11 protein-coding genes are annotated in these 14,993 nt (G+C 60.1%); 8 read left to right on the forward strand and 3 right to left on the reverse strand.

Translation table 11 applies throughout. The features are described 5' to 3' along the window. On the forward strand, nt 1-2,496 hold the full coding sequence (locus tag RQ935_RS07840; protein WP_311497889.1) for a polyribonucleotide nucleotidyltransferase: 2,496 nt from the start codon (nt 1-3) through the stop codon (nt 2,494-2,496). A 77-nt stretch (nt 2,497-2,573) separates the two neighbouring features. After that, nucleotides 2,574-3,926: a carboxylate--amine ligase gene (locus RQ935_RS07845; RefSeq protein WP_311497890.1), complete on the forward strand. Its 1,353-nt coding sequence runs from the start codon at nt 2,574-2,576 to the stop codon at nt 3,924-3,926. 12 nt (nt 3,927-3,938) lie between these two features. Here RQ935_RS07845 and RQ935_RS07850 read toward each other — a convergent pair whose 3' ends face one another. Next, on the reverse strand, nt 3,939-4,208 hold the full coding sequence (locus tag RQ935_RS07850; protein ID WP_308534815.1) for an MFS transporter: 270 nt from the start codon (nt 4,206-4,208) through the stop codon (nt 3,939-3,941). Between the two features lie 13 nt (nt 4,209-4,221). Continuing rightward, nucleotides 4,222-6,648: a PspC domain-containing protein gene (locus RQ935_RS07855; RefSeq protein ID WP_311497891.1), complete on the reverse strand. Its 2,427-nt coding sequence runs from the start codon at nt 6,646-6,648 to the stop codon at nt 4,222-4,224. Between RQ935_RS07855 and RQ935_RS07860 the strand changes: the two genes are divergently transcribed. The 5 genes from RQ935_RS07860 to RQ935_RS07880 all read left to right on the forward strand — a co-directional run bounded on the left by RQ935_RS07860 (nt 6,647) and on the right by RQ935_RS07880 (nt 12,619). After that, complete coding sequence (locus tag RQ935_RS07860) at nt 6,647-6,775, forward strand: hypothetical protein (protein WP_311497892.1); 129 nt, start codon at nt 6,647-6,649, stop codon at nt 6,773-6,775. The genes RQ935_RS07855 and RQ935_RS07860 overlap by 2 nt on opposite strands. After that, nucleotides 6,762-8,036, forward strand: a complete 1,275-nt coding sequence (locus tag RQ935_RS07865) for a PspC domain-containing protein (RefSeq protein WP_311497893.1) — start codon at nt 6,762-6,764, stop codon at nt 8,034-8,036. Before RQ935_RS07860 ends, RQ935_RS07865 begins: the two co-directional genes overlap by 14 nt. A gap of 13 nt (nt 8,037-8,049) precedes the next feature. Beyond that, nucleotides 8,050-8,751: a response regulator transcription factor gene (locus tag RQ935_RS07870; RefSeq protein ID WP_311497894.1), complete on the forward strand. Its 702-nt coding sequence runs from the start codon at nt 8,050-8,052 to the stop codon at nt 8,749-8,751. 101 nt (nt 8,752-8,852) lie between these two features. Then, entirely contained in the window at nt 8,853-9,989 is a 1,137-nt protein-coding gene (locus RQ935_RS07875) for a sialidase family protein (protein WP_311497895.1), read from the forward strand. After that, nucleotides 9,986-12,619, forward strand: a complete 2,634-nt coding sequence (locus RQ935_RS07880; RefSeq protein ID WP_311497896.1) for a UvrD-helicase domain-containing protein — start codon at nt 9,986-9,988, stop codon at nt 12,617-12,619. The genes RQ935_RS07875 and RQ935_RS07880 overlap by 4 nt, the downstream gene beginning before the upstream one ends. Nucleotides 12,620-12,664: 45 nt before the next feature. Here the strand turns inward: RQ935_RS07880 and ppk2 are convergent, their stop codons facing one another. Beyond that, nucleotides 12,665-13,651 (reverse strand): polyphosphate kinase 2, encoded by a 987-nt coding sequence (gene ppk2, locus RQ935_RS07885; protein ID WP_311497897.1) that lies wholly within the window; start codon nt 13,649-13,651, stop codon nt 12,665-12,667. A gap of 167 nt (nt 13,652-13,818) precedes the next feature. On the opposite strand from ppk2, the gene sucC reads away from it, so the two are divergent. Further along, complete coding sequence (gene sucC, locus RQ935_RS07890) at nt 13,819-14,979, forward strand: ADP-forming succinate--CoA ligase subunit beta (RefSeq protein ID WP_299296571.1); 1,161 nt, start codon at nt 13,819-13,821, stop codon at nt 14,977-14,979. Nucleotides 14,980-14,993 lie beyond the last annotated feature (14 nt).

Genomic DNA, 14,993 nt, shown 5'->3' on the forward strand with positions numbered 1-14,993 from the left:
GTGGCTTCCTGGACCATCCGCGAGTCTCCCGGTTTTCCCGGTGAGGTTTGCGGAGAGCCAGCCCAGTGGGCCTCGATCGATGACCGCCGCGCTGAACAAAGAGAGGGGGATCCCTTGGAGGGACCCGAAATCACGGCTGCGGAAGCCGTCATCGACAATGGTAAATTTGGCAAGCGCGTCCTGCGCTTTGAAACGGGCCTTTTGGCTCAGCAGGCTGCCGGTTCGGCAATGGTCACCCTGGACGGGGAAACCGTTGTATTCGCAGCCACCACGGTTGGTAAGCAACCGAAAGATCAATTCGACTTTTTCCCCTTGACCGTAGACGTCGAGGAAAAGCAATACGCCGCGGGACGCATCCCCGGATCGTTCTTCCGTCGCGAAGGCCGCCCCGGCACCGAGGCTATCCTGGCGGCGCGCCTGATTGACCGTCCGCTGCGCCCGGCCTTCGTAAAAGGGCTGCGCAACGAGGTCCAGGTCGTCGACACCGTCCTGTCAATCCACCCCGACCACGCTTATGACGTGGTGGCGATCAACGCCTCCTCGATGGCGACCCAGTTGGCTGGGTTGCCTTTCTCCGGTCCCATCGGCGGCACCCGCCTGGCCCTGATTGACGGGCAGTGGGTGGCGTTCCCGACCTACCCCGAGATGGAACAATCCACGTTCAACATGGTTATCGCCGGTCGTGTCGTCAATGAGGGCACCCCCGAAGAAGACGTGGCCATCATGATGGTGGAAGCCGGCGGCGGCGAGTACGCCTGGGACCTGATTCAAGAGGGCAAACAGGCTCCGACCGAGGACTTCGTGGCCAGCGCGCTGGACGCGGCCAAGCCCTTCATTAAGGAACTGTGCCGCGCTCAATCCGAAGTGGCCGCCAAGGCTGCCAAGGAAACCCAGGAATACCCGCTGTTCCCCGACTACGAGGACAACCACTTTGAGGCGATGAAAGCCGAGGTAGAAACTGATTTGACCGCGGCTATCCAGATTGCCGACAAGCTGACTCGTGAGGATCGCGAAACTGAAATCCGCGATGCCGCCATCGAGAAGCTCGCGGTGGAAGGCGGCGAGTTCGAGGAACAGGAAAAGGAACTGAAGGCCGCCTTTAAGGCTTTGGAAAAGAAGCTGGTGCGCGCCCGGGTGCTGCACGAAGGCAAACGTATCGACGGACGCGGGCTGAAAGATATCCGCTCCCTGTCCGCCGAGGTCGAGGTGCTGCCCAGAGTCCACGGCTCGGCCCTGTTCCAGCGCGGGGAAACCCAGGTTCTGGGCGTGACCACGCTGAATATGCTGCGCATGGAACAGCAGTTGGACAACCTCTCCCCGCTGACGCACAAGCGCTATATGCACCAGTACAACTTCCCGCCCTACTGCACCGGCGAGACCGGTCGGGTCGGTTCCCCCAAGCGCCGCGAAATCGGCCACGGGCACCTGGCGGAGATGGCCCTAGAGCCGGTCATTCCGGCTCGCGAAGAGTTCCCCTATGCGATTCGCCAGGTCAGCGAGATTATGGGCTCGAACGGCTCGTCCTCGATGGGTTCGGTTTGCGCCTCCACGCTGTCCCTGTTGAACGCGGGTGTGCCGCTGCGCGCCCCGATTGCCGGCATCGCGATGGGCCTGATGAGTGAACCGGGCGAAAATGGCACCCAGTTCGCGACCCTGACCGACATCTTGGGCGCAGAAGATGCCTTCGGCGACATGGACTTCAAGGTCGCCGGCACCAAGGACTTCATTACCGCCCTGCAGCTGGACACGAAACTCGACGGCATTCCCGCCGACGTTTTGAAGGGCGCCCTGGGTCAAGCCCGCGACGCTCGCCTAAAGATTCTGGACGTGATGCACGCCGCTATTGACGGGCCTGATGAACTGGCTCCGACCGCTCCGCGCATCCTCACCGTGAACATCCCGGTGGACAAGATTGGTGAGGTCATCGGTCCGAAAGGAAAGATGATTAACCAGATTCAAGAGGACACCGGCGCCGAGCTGACCATTGAGGACGATGGCACTGTGTACATCGGGGCGGATAACGGTCCGGCCGCCGAGGCCGCTCGTGACGCCGTGAACGCGATTGCGAACCCCCAGATGCCCGAGGTCGGCGAACGTTTCGTGGGTACCGTGGTGAAGACGACCACGTTCGGGGCGTTCATTTCCTTGACCCCTGGCAAGGACGGTTTGCTACACATCTCCCAGATTCGTCGCCTGGTCGGCGGCAAACGTGTGGAAAACGTCGAGGACGTGCTCCAGGTCGGCCAGCAGGTTCAGGTCGAGGTCGCCGAAATCGACCAGCGCGGCAAGCTCTCCCTGCACGCCGTGGTAGACGATGAGGACGGCGAAACCGCAGCGGATTCGGAATCTGGGCAGAACGAAACTCCTGAGAGCCACGACCCGCGCGACCGTGAACGCCGCGATCCGCGTGATAGCAGCGAACCGCGCCGTCCGCGGGAGCGGGCTCGCCGGCGGACGCATCGTTCTCGCGGCGAGGACGATCGCGACTTCTCATAAAGTCACGCTGCTAAAAACTCTGGTGGCTCGGCGGGGGACAACCCCCTCGCCGAGTCGCCTGCTACAGGAGATCATCAATGAATACATCTGAAAGCAAATCCACTGCGCCATTTATTCCGCTCATCCTGGCCGGCGACATTGGAACTTATGGTTACGCGCGCTCATTTTATGAGCAATGGCACGTAAAGTCCCTGGTATTCACCCCTATGGTGCTGGGGCCGATTCGGCATTCGCGCCTGCTGGAGGTGATTCATGTCGACGGAAGCGCAACGGACACGAACCATGTGGCATTCATTGAAAAACTCATTGAGATGGGTCCCGAATTGGTGGCGCGCTACCCGGATACTCCGCTGGTTTTGGTGGCGAACCAAGATACCCACGTGGTCAACATCCAGAGGAACGCCTCCCGGCTGGCTCCTTATTACCGTTTTGTCTTTCCCAGTGTGGACGTCATCGAATTGACCAATGACAAGGCGCATTTCGCCAAGGCTGCCGAAAAGTACGGGTTGCGGGTTCCCACTACTCTGGAGCTCAACCTCGATGATGGAACGACCGCCCTGATGGATGCCATCACCGAAAATCTGGGGGACAAATATCCGCTGATTATCAAGCCGTGCCAGTCCTATGGCTATGAGCGGCTGCGCTGGCCGGGCAAATCTAAGGTTTATACAGCTGATAGTCCGCGTCGGGCTCGAGCGATTCTGGAGGAGCTGGAAACACACACTGCCGGGAACCCGGATGCGCGCCGGTTCGTGGCCCAGCCGCGGGTGTCCGGAAACGACACGCACAGCTTGTCCATAACAGTGTATGTGGACGCGGACAAACGGGTTAGTTTCCTGGGGTCGGCTCACGTGCTGCTGGAAGACCACGTTCCGACCGCCCTGGGCAATCCGGCCGCGATGATTACAGAAAGCTACCCTGAACTGTATCGTCAGGCCAGCGATTTCCTGACCGGTATCGGCTGGCATGGTTTCGCAAACTTTGATGTCAAGGTCGACAGTGCCACCGGTCAGGCTTACTTCTTTGAGGTCAACCCCCGCATCGGCAGGAATCTCTATTACAACACCGCTGCCGGAAATAACCCGCTGCCCGCTTTGATTAACGACGTCATCTATCACCGACCTACTGAGCCGAAGTCTCACTTCGACACGATTCTCTATACGGTGTTGCCGTTACGTCTGATTTTGAAGTACACGACAGGTCAGGTGCGCCGTCAAGTCAAGTCGCTGCACCGGGCGGGCAAAGTCTTTAATCCTTTGCTGGCTCCGGCGGAAAGACAGTTTTCCCTGCGATACCTGCGGCGTCGTCTCTATGTGTGGCTTTCCACCCAGCGGCATTGGTTCAAGTTCAAGCAGAACTATCCGCTGGAAGCGCTGCAGGCCGAAGGGCGCGACTCTTTCGATACCGCCCAGCTGCGCGCGCAGCATTAGTCTTCGCGCGCTCTAGCGGCGTGATTCTGTTAGGGCGCTAACCAGTAGGGCGACCCCGGAGGTCCCGAATACCAGCAGGACTAGCGTCCACAGCGACACGACGACGCCCAGGGCGGCGCCGAAAACTACCAAACCAATGAGGATAAACACCACGCTGAAGGCGATGGCGGCCAGGCTGCGATGCTCACGGCGGGGTTCCAAGGGCGGTTCCACGGGTGGTTCCGGCGTTTTTCCTTCCTCCAAGTCGGGAGTGAGGGGGATGGTTTCCGTTGTGTTTTCCATAGTTGTCACCTAATTAGTTGTTCTCAAGGTCGGGGGCGCGGTTCGGGGAAGGCGTCGTGGATGAATCCGGGGGGACGGGCGTGGCCGGTCTGCTCGGGGTTTCGCTGCTCCTGGCGGAGGAGCGCGGGGTTCCGTTTAGCGGGTCAAACAGGTTATCGCCGGGTTTCCACTTGCTGCCGCCGGGCTGGAACAGGTCGTTGAATCCGTCTTGGTTGGCGTCCGTCCACTTCCCGGCCTTGCCTGACTGAACGTCAGCGAGAGTCAGCGTGTTGTCTATGTCCAGTTCAGACACGGTTTGTCCGCCCAGCGCTATGGGGTCACCCTCAATTCCGTCGGCCGTTTTGAATTCGATAGTTCCGTCTCCGGATACGGCGCGGCGTCGAAACTCTCGCAGTGCAGCGCTACTGTCGTTTTCAGAGCCGACCTCAGTGCTGTTGTATTCCGGCAGATTGGCAGTCATCAAATCCCGACCATTCAACACATAGTTGACCAGGAAGTGCCCGTCAGGCAGCACCGCGCCGTTCCATAAATCCACGGGGGGACGTTCATAGAGCGACACGGTTCCGTGTGCCAGGTTGATTTCGACAGTTTGGGGTTTGGTCTGGTTTCCTGGCGTGTTGTCCGACAGCGGGACGTCGTGTTGGATTTTTAGTTTCGTCACCTCTGAACTGCCCAGACTGATGTTAGCGGCCTCATATTCCTTGGTTCGATCCACGAATTCCACGCGCTGATTGCCGTCCATAGTGAAGTATTGTGGACGGTGTTTTTCAACGGATGAGGACTGTAAAAAGGTTTCGCTCATGTCCCATTTGCTGTCTTTCAGGGTGGAAGTTGTCACGTTGCCTTGGGCTAAGTTGATTTCCAGGTCAACGTTTTGTTCTGGCAGCGTATAAATTGAGACATTCCCGTTGACCAGATTGACTGTGATGGGTTTACCAGGGTTCGTGGCACGTAGGTCGATATTAGCGCCGCCGCGAATGGCGCTGAGCTCGTCTCCGGGGTGTAAATCGTTGCTCTGGTAGCTAAACGTTTCAGGAAAATCGTGCCAGTCAATGGTGGAACGCAGCTCGCGCAGCTGGGGCATCACGGACATTCCCACTGTTGCCAGGGGCAGCGTTACGAACAAAATCACCAGCGGGGTGACGACGGCAAGCCAGCCCGTCCGTCGTTTCTGCAGGGCTGCTACCAACATGCCACCCCCCAGCACCATCGTCAGCAGACCGACAGCCAAAAGTACGGAACTTAGCGGGTCAAGCACCCCTATCAGAGGCAGCAGGATGCCGGTGAAAATCGACAGCAAAACCAACCCGCCGACCGTGAGACTGAGAGTGCGGCTCGGTCCGGGAATGCGCGGCGCCAAAATCGTCCTTGGCTGCGGATGAGGTGGGGCAGACATGGTCGAGGTGGCGCTGGAGGGAGTTGCGGGGCCGGCAGCGGGGACGGTAAAGCCCGGGTTTGGAGCCGTAAAGCCGGTGGTGGGAGCCGCAAAGCTGGTAGTAGGCGGGGTGAAGCCGGTAGCGGGTGCTGCTGGGGAAGCGGAGGCATCGTGAAGACCGTCCGCGGGGACTGGACCGGCGGGTGCCTGAGGGGTGGAAACAAAGCCGGTGGGACCAGGAACGTAAGCGTTCCCGGCTGGCGATGTACCGGTCTTGCTCTGGTTCACAAAGTGAACGATGAGCAGCACCACCACCGCTAGGGGCGCCAGCAGCAGGCACAAAACCAGAACTATAAAAAAGAAAGCGAGTAAATCGCCAAATTTGTCCCCGCCGTCCCAGATGTCGAATACATCGAACAGAAAAATGCCTTGGGGCAGCATCCGCATCGCCCCGAAAAACATCAACAGAATCGAGCCGGCGACACCACCGCCCTGGTTGGGCACGCCGCCGCGCCAATCGGTCCACAAGCTGCGTCCGGTGGTTTGGCTGGGCATCCACAACCACAGCGCCCCGTAGAGCAAGGGAATAACCCCAAAGAACAGCAAACCGACCACAGCTAAACCGCGCACAATTACGGGGTCGATGTTCAGGCGTGAGGCGATTCCCGCACAAACTCCGCCGATGACTCGGTTATTGGACCGCATCCATGCCGCTCCGGTGGAATCTTGGCCTCCGGGGTAGCCTCCCGCGCCCGCGGTTCCATAGTTTGCGCCGTTGCTCGGGAAACTGCCCGAACCGGGGTAGCCCGCGGCTCCGTAGTTTGTCCCATCCGGGTAAGGTACCTGCGGATTAGTTGCTTGCGAGTTAGGTGCTCCCGAGTTGGGTGAGCTAAATGCAGCATCACCGGTCCCGTTTGGGTTCGCGGAACTAGAGGGGTCCGCCTCGGTAGCCGCGTTTGCATCGGTAGCCGCGTTCGTCCCGGTAGTCTCGCCGCCTTGGGGAGGCTCGCCCCCCGCGGGAGGAACGGAGTCAGTTGCTTGTTCTGGGTTCATATTTTCGTCCATGTTTCCATCATTGCCGCTGCAGCGCCCGGTGGCTATGGGGGTTGTCCCTGATTTGTCCCTGATTAATCCCTTAAGCCGGGCGAAACCCCGCCAAGCCATGGCAAACTGGATTTATGGCCACATCTGATGCACCCCCTCGTATGCGCCCTCCGCTGCGCCGTCCCGTGTCTGGGACGGTTCCGCCCGGTAAAGACGGGGTTCTGGCTGGGGTGGCCGCAGGATTGGCGCTGCATCTGGGAATGCCGCTGTGGCTGGTGCGGCTCATCTTGGTGGTTTTAGCTCCCACCGGGGTTAGTCTGTTGCTCTACGCCTGGTTATGGATTTTTGTGCCGCGGGGAGATCCCGGGGTCCAGACGGGTGTGCCGTTTGCCGGAGATTCGCGACTGGCGAACCCTAACGCGCAGCTCAGGGGGAATTTTGGCAGTAATGACCGCTGGCGAAATGTGACGGTTCCGGCAATTTTGCTGGCGCTGGGGTTAATCGCCATAGCTGTCTTCGGAGCCTATTCTGGCCCGAAAATCATGAGCGATTTGCGTCCCCTCATCACCATCATCATCCTCATCACCGGTATCGCTCTGATTTGGGTGGGGGCTTCGGCGGGGTCGTCTCTGGTCGAGATGCGGATGGGACGGTTCCTGGGCTTTGCCATTCCCGGTGCCCTCCTGGTGATTTTTGCGGTCATGATTGGATTTTCTGGAACCATCAGTCTGGGTGACGCACTGCGCGGAGGACTCATCACCCTGGTCGTCATCGCGGTGCTGAGCTTGGCGGTTTTGCCGCTCTGGGCACGCTTTTGGATGTCTTACAAGGCGTCTCTGGCCGAGCAAACCCGCCAAACTGTCCGCGCCGATATGGCCGCTCACCTGCACGATTCAGTGCTGCAAACCCTCGCCCTGATTCGTGCGCGAGCCGACGATGCCCCGGAAGTCGCGAAACTGGCTCGTGCCGAGGAACGTCAGTTGCGCTCTTGGCTCTACGAAGATCGCGGCCACGCGGACTCATCCCTGTCCCAAATCATTAAGGAGCTGGCCGGCGAGATTGAGGACCGTTACGGGGTAGTGTTGGACACTATCACGGTGGGAGACGCGGTTCCAGGACCGTGGTCCGAGCCGCTGGTGGCGGCGACGAGGGAAGCCCTGACAAACGCGGCTCGCCATGGAAAGCCTCCGTTTTCGGTCTATCTGGAAGTAGGGTCGGATGCGGTGGAATGTTTCGTGCGCGATCACGGCTCCGGATTCGACATTGCGGCTATCCCGCAAGGACACCAAGGCGTGAAACATTCCATCATTGAAAGGCTCGAGCGCCACGGCGGCACCGCGACCATTCGGTCGGGGTCCAGCGGCTGCGAAGTCGCGATGAAAGTACCCCGCCAAACTGGGGAAAACTGAGGGAGGACAAACGATGAGTGACGGAAACGCGAACCCGGCCGCTTCTGGCGAACACCCGAAACGTCCCATTTCGGTGCTGGTCATCGACGATCACGGGCTGTTTCGGGCGGGAGTAATTGCGGAACTGAGCAAGTATCCCGACGAAGTCCAGGTCGTGGGGGAAGCGGACAGCGTGGAGGACGCTATTGCCGCAGTGCGCCAGGCCGTTCCCGCGGTGGCGCTGCTGGATGTGCATTTGCCGGGCGGCCACGGCGGCGGGGGCGCAGAAGTCGCGGCGGCCTGCATGGGGGTGCCGACCCGGTTCCTGGCGCTGTCGGTGTCTGACGCGGCAGAAGACGTGGTGGCGGTTATTCGGGCGGGAGCCCGCGGCTACGTGACCAAGACTATTGCCACGCCTGACCTAGTTGACGCCATCGTCCGAGTGGCGGGGGGAGACGCGGCTTTCTCGCCTCGGCTGGCAGGTTTCGTGCTCGATGCGTTTGGGGCGGCGCGCGCCGACGTGGTGGGCACCGATTCCGAACTCGATTCGCTTACCGAGCGCGAGTTCGAGGTCATGCGCCTCATCGCGCGCGGTTTCGCTTACAAAGAAATCGCCTCTGAACTTTATATTTCGGTGAAAACCGTAGAATCTCACGTGTCCTCCGTGCTGCGCAAACTGCAACTTTCCAACCGTTACGAACTCTCTAAATGGGCCCAAGACCGGCGCATCGGCTGACGGAGCGGGGAACCTGTACGGGCACGCCGCAAGGTGAAGCAAATGGGTGCGAGGTGATAACGTAAAGGCGCAATTATTTTCGGGATAGAAAAGGATTATTGATGCAGCGCACCGTGGTAGCCCCCCATGTTACCTCCGGCTTCACGCAAGCACGCTATCCCGCGATTGCCCGCACTTCCAGCCGGGTCTTGCTGATGATGTGGGAGGCGCTGCCCTCAGAGTGCGCCACCCGCACCAGCGCTGAACTCGCCGGCGCGAACCCGGCCAGCCCCGAGGAACCGCACTATCGCCGGCTGTGCCCGACCAGCCTGTGCCTGTCACGGTCTTTTGATAACGGTTTGACCTGGGAAGAACCCCGCACCTTGGCGGCCGGCAACCCGCAGGAATTTCTCGGGTTCCATGTTCCCTCATTCCTGCATGACCGCGTGACCGGACGCATGTTCTGTTTCTATACCCGTTCCCTGGTGCCGGGTTGGGATTCGCGCCAGGCGCAAACGGCGCTCTTTGTCGCGTGGACCGATGACGACGGCTTGACCTGGGAACATCAAGATATTACCTCCATGATTATTGCCGGGCGGGACTTTACGATGGCGTATATTCCGCGCGGGCGCGGCACACAACTGACGGCAGGGCAGTGGGCGCAGCGCTTGTGCCACGCGGGTGTCATCGTGGACGAATCAGGGGATCGCAAGGCGGTGTTTATCGGCTCGGATGACCACGGTGCCAGCTGGTGGGCCTCACCCCCGGTGGGAGCGAATGTGGATTATTGTTCGGCGGTGTCCAACAGTGACGGAACCGAAGTCATGCTGCTGATAAAAACCCAAGGCTCGACGGTGAAAACGTGGGCAAAATCGACTGACGGCGGCCACACTTTTGGCCAGCCCACCGCGGCGATGGATTCCCGGCTCATCAACATTATGAGCCCGCTAGAGGAAGTGTTTCACGGCGCTTGCCCCGGCACCCCTCATGCGGACGTGTTCAGCTACATCGGCGAACGCACGGTGTGCAACGGGGATTGCACCGTGTTGATGCTGTCTGTTGATGGGGCCCGCTCGTTTCGGGAGGCAGCGATTTTCGATGTAAAAACCTACGGCGCCATCGACATCGTTTCGCTGGCTGACCAGGCTAAATTCGCCATAGCTTACGAAGGCCCCGAAGGTGTGGTCTGCGAAATCTTGCCGTTCTCTAAGCTCAGCAGCATCAAAGCGTTAGCGGAACAGTGGGCTCAACAGGCATGAATGATTTGTTTTCTACCCTTGCCGAAGGTTCTGGCGGCGAAATTCCCGTGTCGGCGGCCCTGCCACGCGGGGCGGTCACGCAGCCCGAAACCCCCGACGCGGACTCCGGTTTTGCGGGCTGGTCCGGGATGGATGCGGCACAGCGCGAGGACTGGCGGGCCCGCAAAGTTGCCGCAATCATTGAGGGTCTGAACCCGGAACAGCAGGCCGCGGTGACCCACGAGTCTGGTCCGCTCCTGGTGATGGCAGGAGCAGGTTCGGGCAAGACCCGCGTGCTGACCCGGCGGATTGCGTGGCTGCTGGCGACTGAGCGAATCCGCCCTTGGGAAGTCCTGGCGATTACTTTCACCAACAAGGCGGCCGCGGAGATGCGTGAACGAGTCGAAGCCATGGTCGGCAACGCCGCGAAATATATGTGGGTGTCAACTTTCCATAGTGCCTGCGTGCGGATTTTGCGTGCCGAAGCTGACACACTGGGAGTAACCCGGTCCTTTTCTATCTACGACACCGCCGACACGAAAGCCCTGCTGACACGCATCATCAAGGGTCGGGGGCTGGACCCGAAACGTTTCACCCCGAAGTCTTTTGCCGCCAAAATTTCCCAGGCCAAAAATGAACTCATCACCCCCGAAGTGTTTGCGCGGGATACTGGCGTGGACAAGATGAGCCAGCTCACGGCCGAAATCTATACCGAGTATCAGCAGCTGCTGCACCGCGCCAACGCGTTCGACTTTGACGACCTCATTGCGTCCACGGTCTATCTGTGGAAGGCACATCCTGACATTTTGGCGCAGTATCGAGCCAAATTCCGTCATGTTTTGGTGGACGAATACCAGGATACGAACCCGGCGCAGTATGAGCTGATTCGCTTGCTCACGGTGGGGGCGGCGGGCGATACCCAGCCGCCTGCCGAACTGACGGTAGTGGGGGACTCGGATCAGTCGATTTATGCCTTCCGCGGCGCCACGATTCGCAACATTGAGGAATTTGAGTCGGATTTCCCCGGCGCTACCACGGTTTATCTGGAACAAAACTACCGTTCGACCGGCACGATTTTGTCCGTCGCGAACGCGATTATCTCGGAAAATGAGGGCCGGCGGAAAAAGAATCTCTGGACCGAAGCGGGGCAGGGTGTGCAGGCCGTGATGTACGCGGCTGACACCGACCGGGACGAGGCCGCTTTCATCGTTCGCGAGCTGCAGACTTTGCGCCAGGAAGGCTCGGCTTGGGACGAATTCGCGGTGTTCTACCGAACCAACGCCCAGTCGCGTTCCCTGGAGGAAATGCTGACGCGAGAGGGCATCCCTTACCGGGTCGTGGGCGGCACCAAGTTCTATGACCGGCGCGAAATCAAGGACGCTATCGCTTACCTCTGCGCCGCGGCGAACCCGGCCGATGACGGTAACCTGCTGCGGGTGTTGAACGAACCGAAACGCGGTTTGGGAGACAAAGCGGTCGCGACCATTCGTGAGGTGTCATCGAGCGAGAGCCTCGATTTTGGCCAGGCTTTGCGCCAATTCCTGCCGGGGGGAGCCCATCACGGCGACTTGAGTGCGAAAGCCAGCACGGGGATTGCCCAGTTCGTGGGCGTTTTGGACGCCATGCGGGCTTTGGATGCGGCGGGCGCCCCGTTGGACGAAATCTTGGACACGGCCCTGGAGGACAGCGGCTACCTGCCGAAACTGCGGAAATCTAACGACCCTCAGGACGACGCACGGGTGGAAAACCTGGCGGAGCTGCGTAACGTGGCGCAGGACTTTTCCCTTTCCGAGCCCGATGCCCGCCTGGCGGATTTCTTAGAGCGGATCTCCCTGGTCGCAGACGCGGATCAGCTCCCCGACACCACTGCCCAGCCCGAACGCCCTTCTGACCCCGCGCCCCCCACGGCCTCGCCAGAAGTGACCCTGATGACGGTGCATACCGCAAAAGGACTGGAGTTCAACACCGTGTTCGTGACCGGAATGGAGGACGGACTGTTCCCGCATTCTCGTTCCCTGGACAATCCCCAGGACGTGGCGGAGGAACGTCGGCTCGCTTACGTGGCGGTCACAAGGGCGTGCCAGCGGCTGTACCTGACCCGTTGCGCCGCGCGTACGGTTTTTGGTGAGACGGTAACCATGCCGGCTTCGCGGTTCTTGGAAGACATCCCGGCTGAACTGGTCGATAACCGGCGCGAAGCCACTACCGTGGACTATTTTGGTGGGCTCGCGTCCCGCGGCTACGGCGAACCTGCCAGCTCCGCTTACGGATATGGCGGGCGTGGCGGCCGCGGGGGAGCTGCGAGCGGCTATGGCACGTACCGTGGCGCTCGGCACTCCTCCGGTTCACGAGGGTCGAGCTCCACGTCCGGGGGCAAGTTCGCCAACTCGCGGATAGGGCTGACCACAGCGCGCGACTTGGCGGGCGGCAAGGACTCGGCAGCTGCACCGGCGAAAACCGCGAAAGCGAAACCGGCTGGCAAAATCCCCGAACTTCACGTTGGCCAGAGAGTCCACCACGACATCTACGGGGAAGGCAAGGTCACCGGTTTGGAGGGCCAAGGCAAAGGCACCATCGCCACCGTGAAGTTCCGCACGGGCGCCGCCAAACGGCTGCTGTTGAACTTTGCCCCGCTCACCCCGGTCGATTAAAACGCTACAGACCGGCGGATAAGGCCGGTCTGCAGTGGAAGTCAGCTACTTCTTCTTTTTCTTCTTTTTCTTTTTCTTCTTTTTGTCGTCTTCGCCGTCCTCAGCACTCTCGGCAGCCGATGACGCCGCATCAGCCGGTGCGGGATCCAACGTCACAAACGGAATCTCCCCCGCTTTGGCGCGCCCCACGACTTCTGCGGCATGATTGGGCACCGAACGAACCGTCTCAAACGACGTGCGCACATACCCGCTCGACGGCGGACGATCGGGCAAGGTAATGGGGGCGGTATCGCTGGGCAGATCCGTATAGGGAATGGTGGACAGGAAGTGGGCAATCATATTGAGCCGCGCGGCTTTCTTTGAGTCCGAGGACACCTGATACCACGGACATTCCGTCGTGTCGGTATGCACCAGCATCTCGTCTTTTGCCCGTGAATAGTCCTCCCACCGCGTGATGGACTCCAAGTCCATAGGCGAGAGTTTCCATTGGCGCAACGGGTCGTGCAAACGCCGGGAAAACCGCTCGTACTGCACTTTGTCGGACACCGAGAACCAGTATTTGCGCAGCATGATGCCGTCCTCGACCAGCATTCGTTCAAAAGTCGGGCACTGCTGCATGAACTTTTGCACCTGAATCGGGGTGGCGAACCCCATGACTTTCTCGACCCCGGCACGGTTGTACCAAGAGCGGTCAAAAATCACGATTTCTCCCGCGGCAGGCAAGTGGGAGATGTAGCGCTGGAAATACCACTGGGTTTTTTCGCGTTCCGTAGGGGTGGGCAGCGCCACGACCCGGGCGACACGCGGCGAGAGATACTCGGTCAGCCGTTTGATGGTGCCGCCTTTGCCGGCGGCGTCCCGGCCTTCAAAGATGATTACAATCCGGGCGCCGGTTTGCTTCACCCACCGTTGCAGTTTTGCCAGCTCGGTTTGTAGCCGATACAGCTCGGTTTCATAGATTTTGTTGGGGACTTTGAGGGGTGGTTCCGGTCTGTACTTCGACAGTTTTTCCGGGGTACCGTGGTCTGACATGGCGACGCTCCTTTGCTCCGCTAACGTCTTGAAAAGACATACTTCCAGCATAGACGCAATTTTCGCGGCTGGGCCGGAATTATCGGGGTGGAAAATCTGATTTTTTTCGATACACTATAAGAAATATCTCGATGTCGAGACATAATTTCTAGAATGAAAGGAACAGCGTGGACCTCTACGAGTACCAGGCGCGTGACCTGTTTGATAAGCATGGAGTCCCGGTTTTGCCGGGCAAAGTCGCAAGCACTGTGGAGGAGGCCAAGGCTGCTTTCACCGCCTTGGGTACTCCGGTGGCAGTGGTAAAAGCCCAGGTTAAGACCGGTGGCCGCGGTAAGGCGGGTGGCGTTAAGCTGGCTCGCAGCGCGGAGGAAGCCGAAGCTAACGCCCAGGCAATTTTGGGTATGGACATTAAAGGCCACACTGTTTACCGTGTGATGGTGGCGGCCGGAGCCGACATCGACCGAGAGTTCTATTTCTCGATTCTGCTCGACCGCGCGAACCGCCAGAACCTGGCGATGTGCTCGGTCGAAGGCGGCATGGAAATCGAGCAGCTCGCCAAAGAAAAGCCCGAAGCGCTGGCGAAGGTGCCGATTCCCGCCTCTGGCATGGACGCGGCCGTGGCCCGCCAGATTGCCGATGAAGCCGGATTCGACCCGGAAACCGCCGCGAAGGTCGCTCCGGTTTTCCTGAAACTGTGGGAGGTTTACACCGGCGAGGACGCCACCCTGGTGGAGGTAAACCCGCTGGTGGCAACCCGGCAGGGCGACATCATCGCCCTAGACGGCAAGATGACCCTCGACGATAACGCCCGCTACCGTCACCCCGAGCACAACGAACTGGTCGACCACAAGGCGGCTGACGAGCGCGAACTCAAGGCTCAGGAGGCCGGGTTGAACTACGTGCGCCTAGAAGGCCAGGTCGGCATTATCGGTAACGGCGCCGGTTTGGTCATGTCCACGCTTGACGTGGTGGCCTACGCCGGGGAAAAGTACGGTACTAAGCCCGCGAACTTCCTGGACATTGGCGGGGGCGCCTCGGCCGAGGTCATGGCGAAAGGTCTGGATGTGATCCTGACCGACCCGCAGGTCAAGTCCTGTTTCGTCAATGTTTTCGGCGGTATCACGGCGTGCGACGAGGTCGCGAACGGCATCATCGGCGCGCTCCAGATTCTGGGCGACCAGGCGACGAAACCCCTGGTGGTGCGCCTGGACGGCAACAAGGTCGAGGAGGGGCGCGCGATTCTGAAAGCCGCCAACCACCCCTTGGTCACCATGATGGAAACGATGGACGAAGCTGCTGACAAGGCTGCACAACTGGCCGCGAAGTAAAGGAGAAGCACCAC

The sequence above is a fragment of the uncultured Mobiluncus sp. genome (genome assembly GCF_963511525.1).
In the GTDB taxonomy this organism is placed as follows: Bacteria; Actinomycetota; Actinomycetes; order Actinomycetales; family Actinomycetaceae; genus Mobiluncus.

Excerpts from the sequence above, each read along its gene's own strand:
- ppk2 (WP_311497897.1), bottom strand. The coding sequence starts at position 13,651 with ATGTCAGACCACGGTACCCCGGAAAAACTGTCGAAGTACAGACCGGAA.
- RQ935_RS07880 (WP_311497896.1), top strand. The coding sequence starts at position 9,986 with ATGAATGATTTGTTTTCTACCCTTGCCGAAGGTTCTGGCGGCGAAATT.
- RQ935_RS07860 (WP_311497892.1), top strand. The coding sequence starts at position 6,647 with ATGTTTCCATCATTGCCGCTGCAGCGCCCGGTGGCTATGGGGGTTGTC.
- RQ935_RS07865 (WP_311497893.1), top strand. The coding sequence starts at position 6,762 with ATGGCCACATCTGATGCACCCCCTCGTATGCGCCCTCCGCTGCGCCGT.
- RQ935_RS07845 (WP_311497890.1), top strand. The coding sequence starts at position 2,574 with ATGAATACATCTGAAAGCAAATCCACTGCGCCATTTATTCCGCTCATC.
- RQ935_RS07850 (WP_308534815.1), bottom strand. The coding sequence starts at position 4,208 with ATGGAAAACACAACGGAAACCATCCCCCTCACTCCCGACTTGGAGGAA.
- RQ935_RS07855 (WP_311497891.1), bottom strand. The coding sequence starts at position 6,648 with ATGGACGAAAATATGAACCCAGAACAAGCAACTGACTCCGTTCCTCCC.
- RQ935_RS07870 (WP_311497894.1), top strand. The coding sequence starts at position 8,050 with ATGAGTGACGGAAACGCGAACCCGGCCGCTTCTGGCGAACACCCGAAA.
- RQ935_RS07875 (WP_311497895.1), top strand. The coding sequence starts at position 8,853 with ATGCAGCGCACCGTGGTAGCCCCCCATGTTACCTCCGGCTTCACGCAA.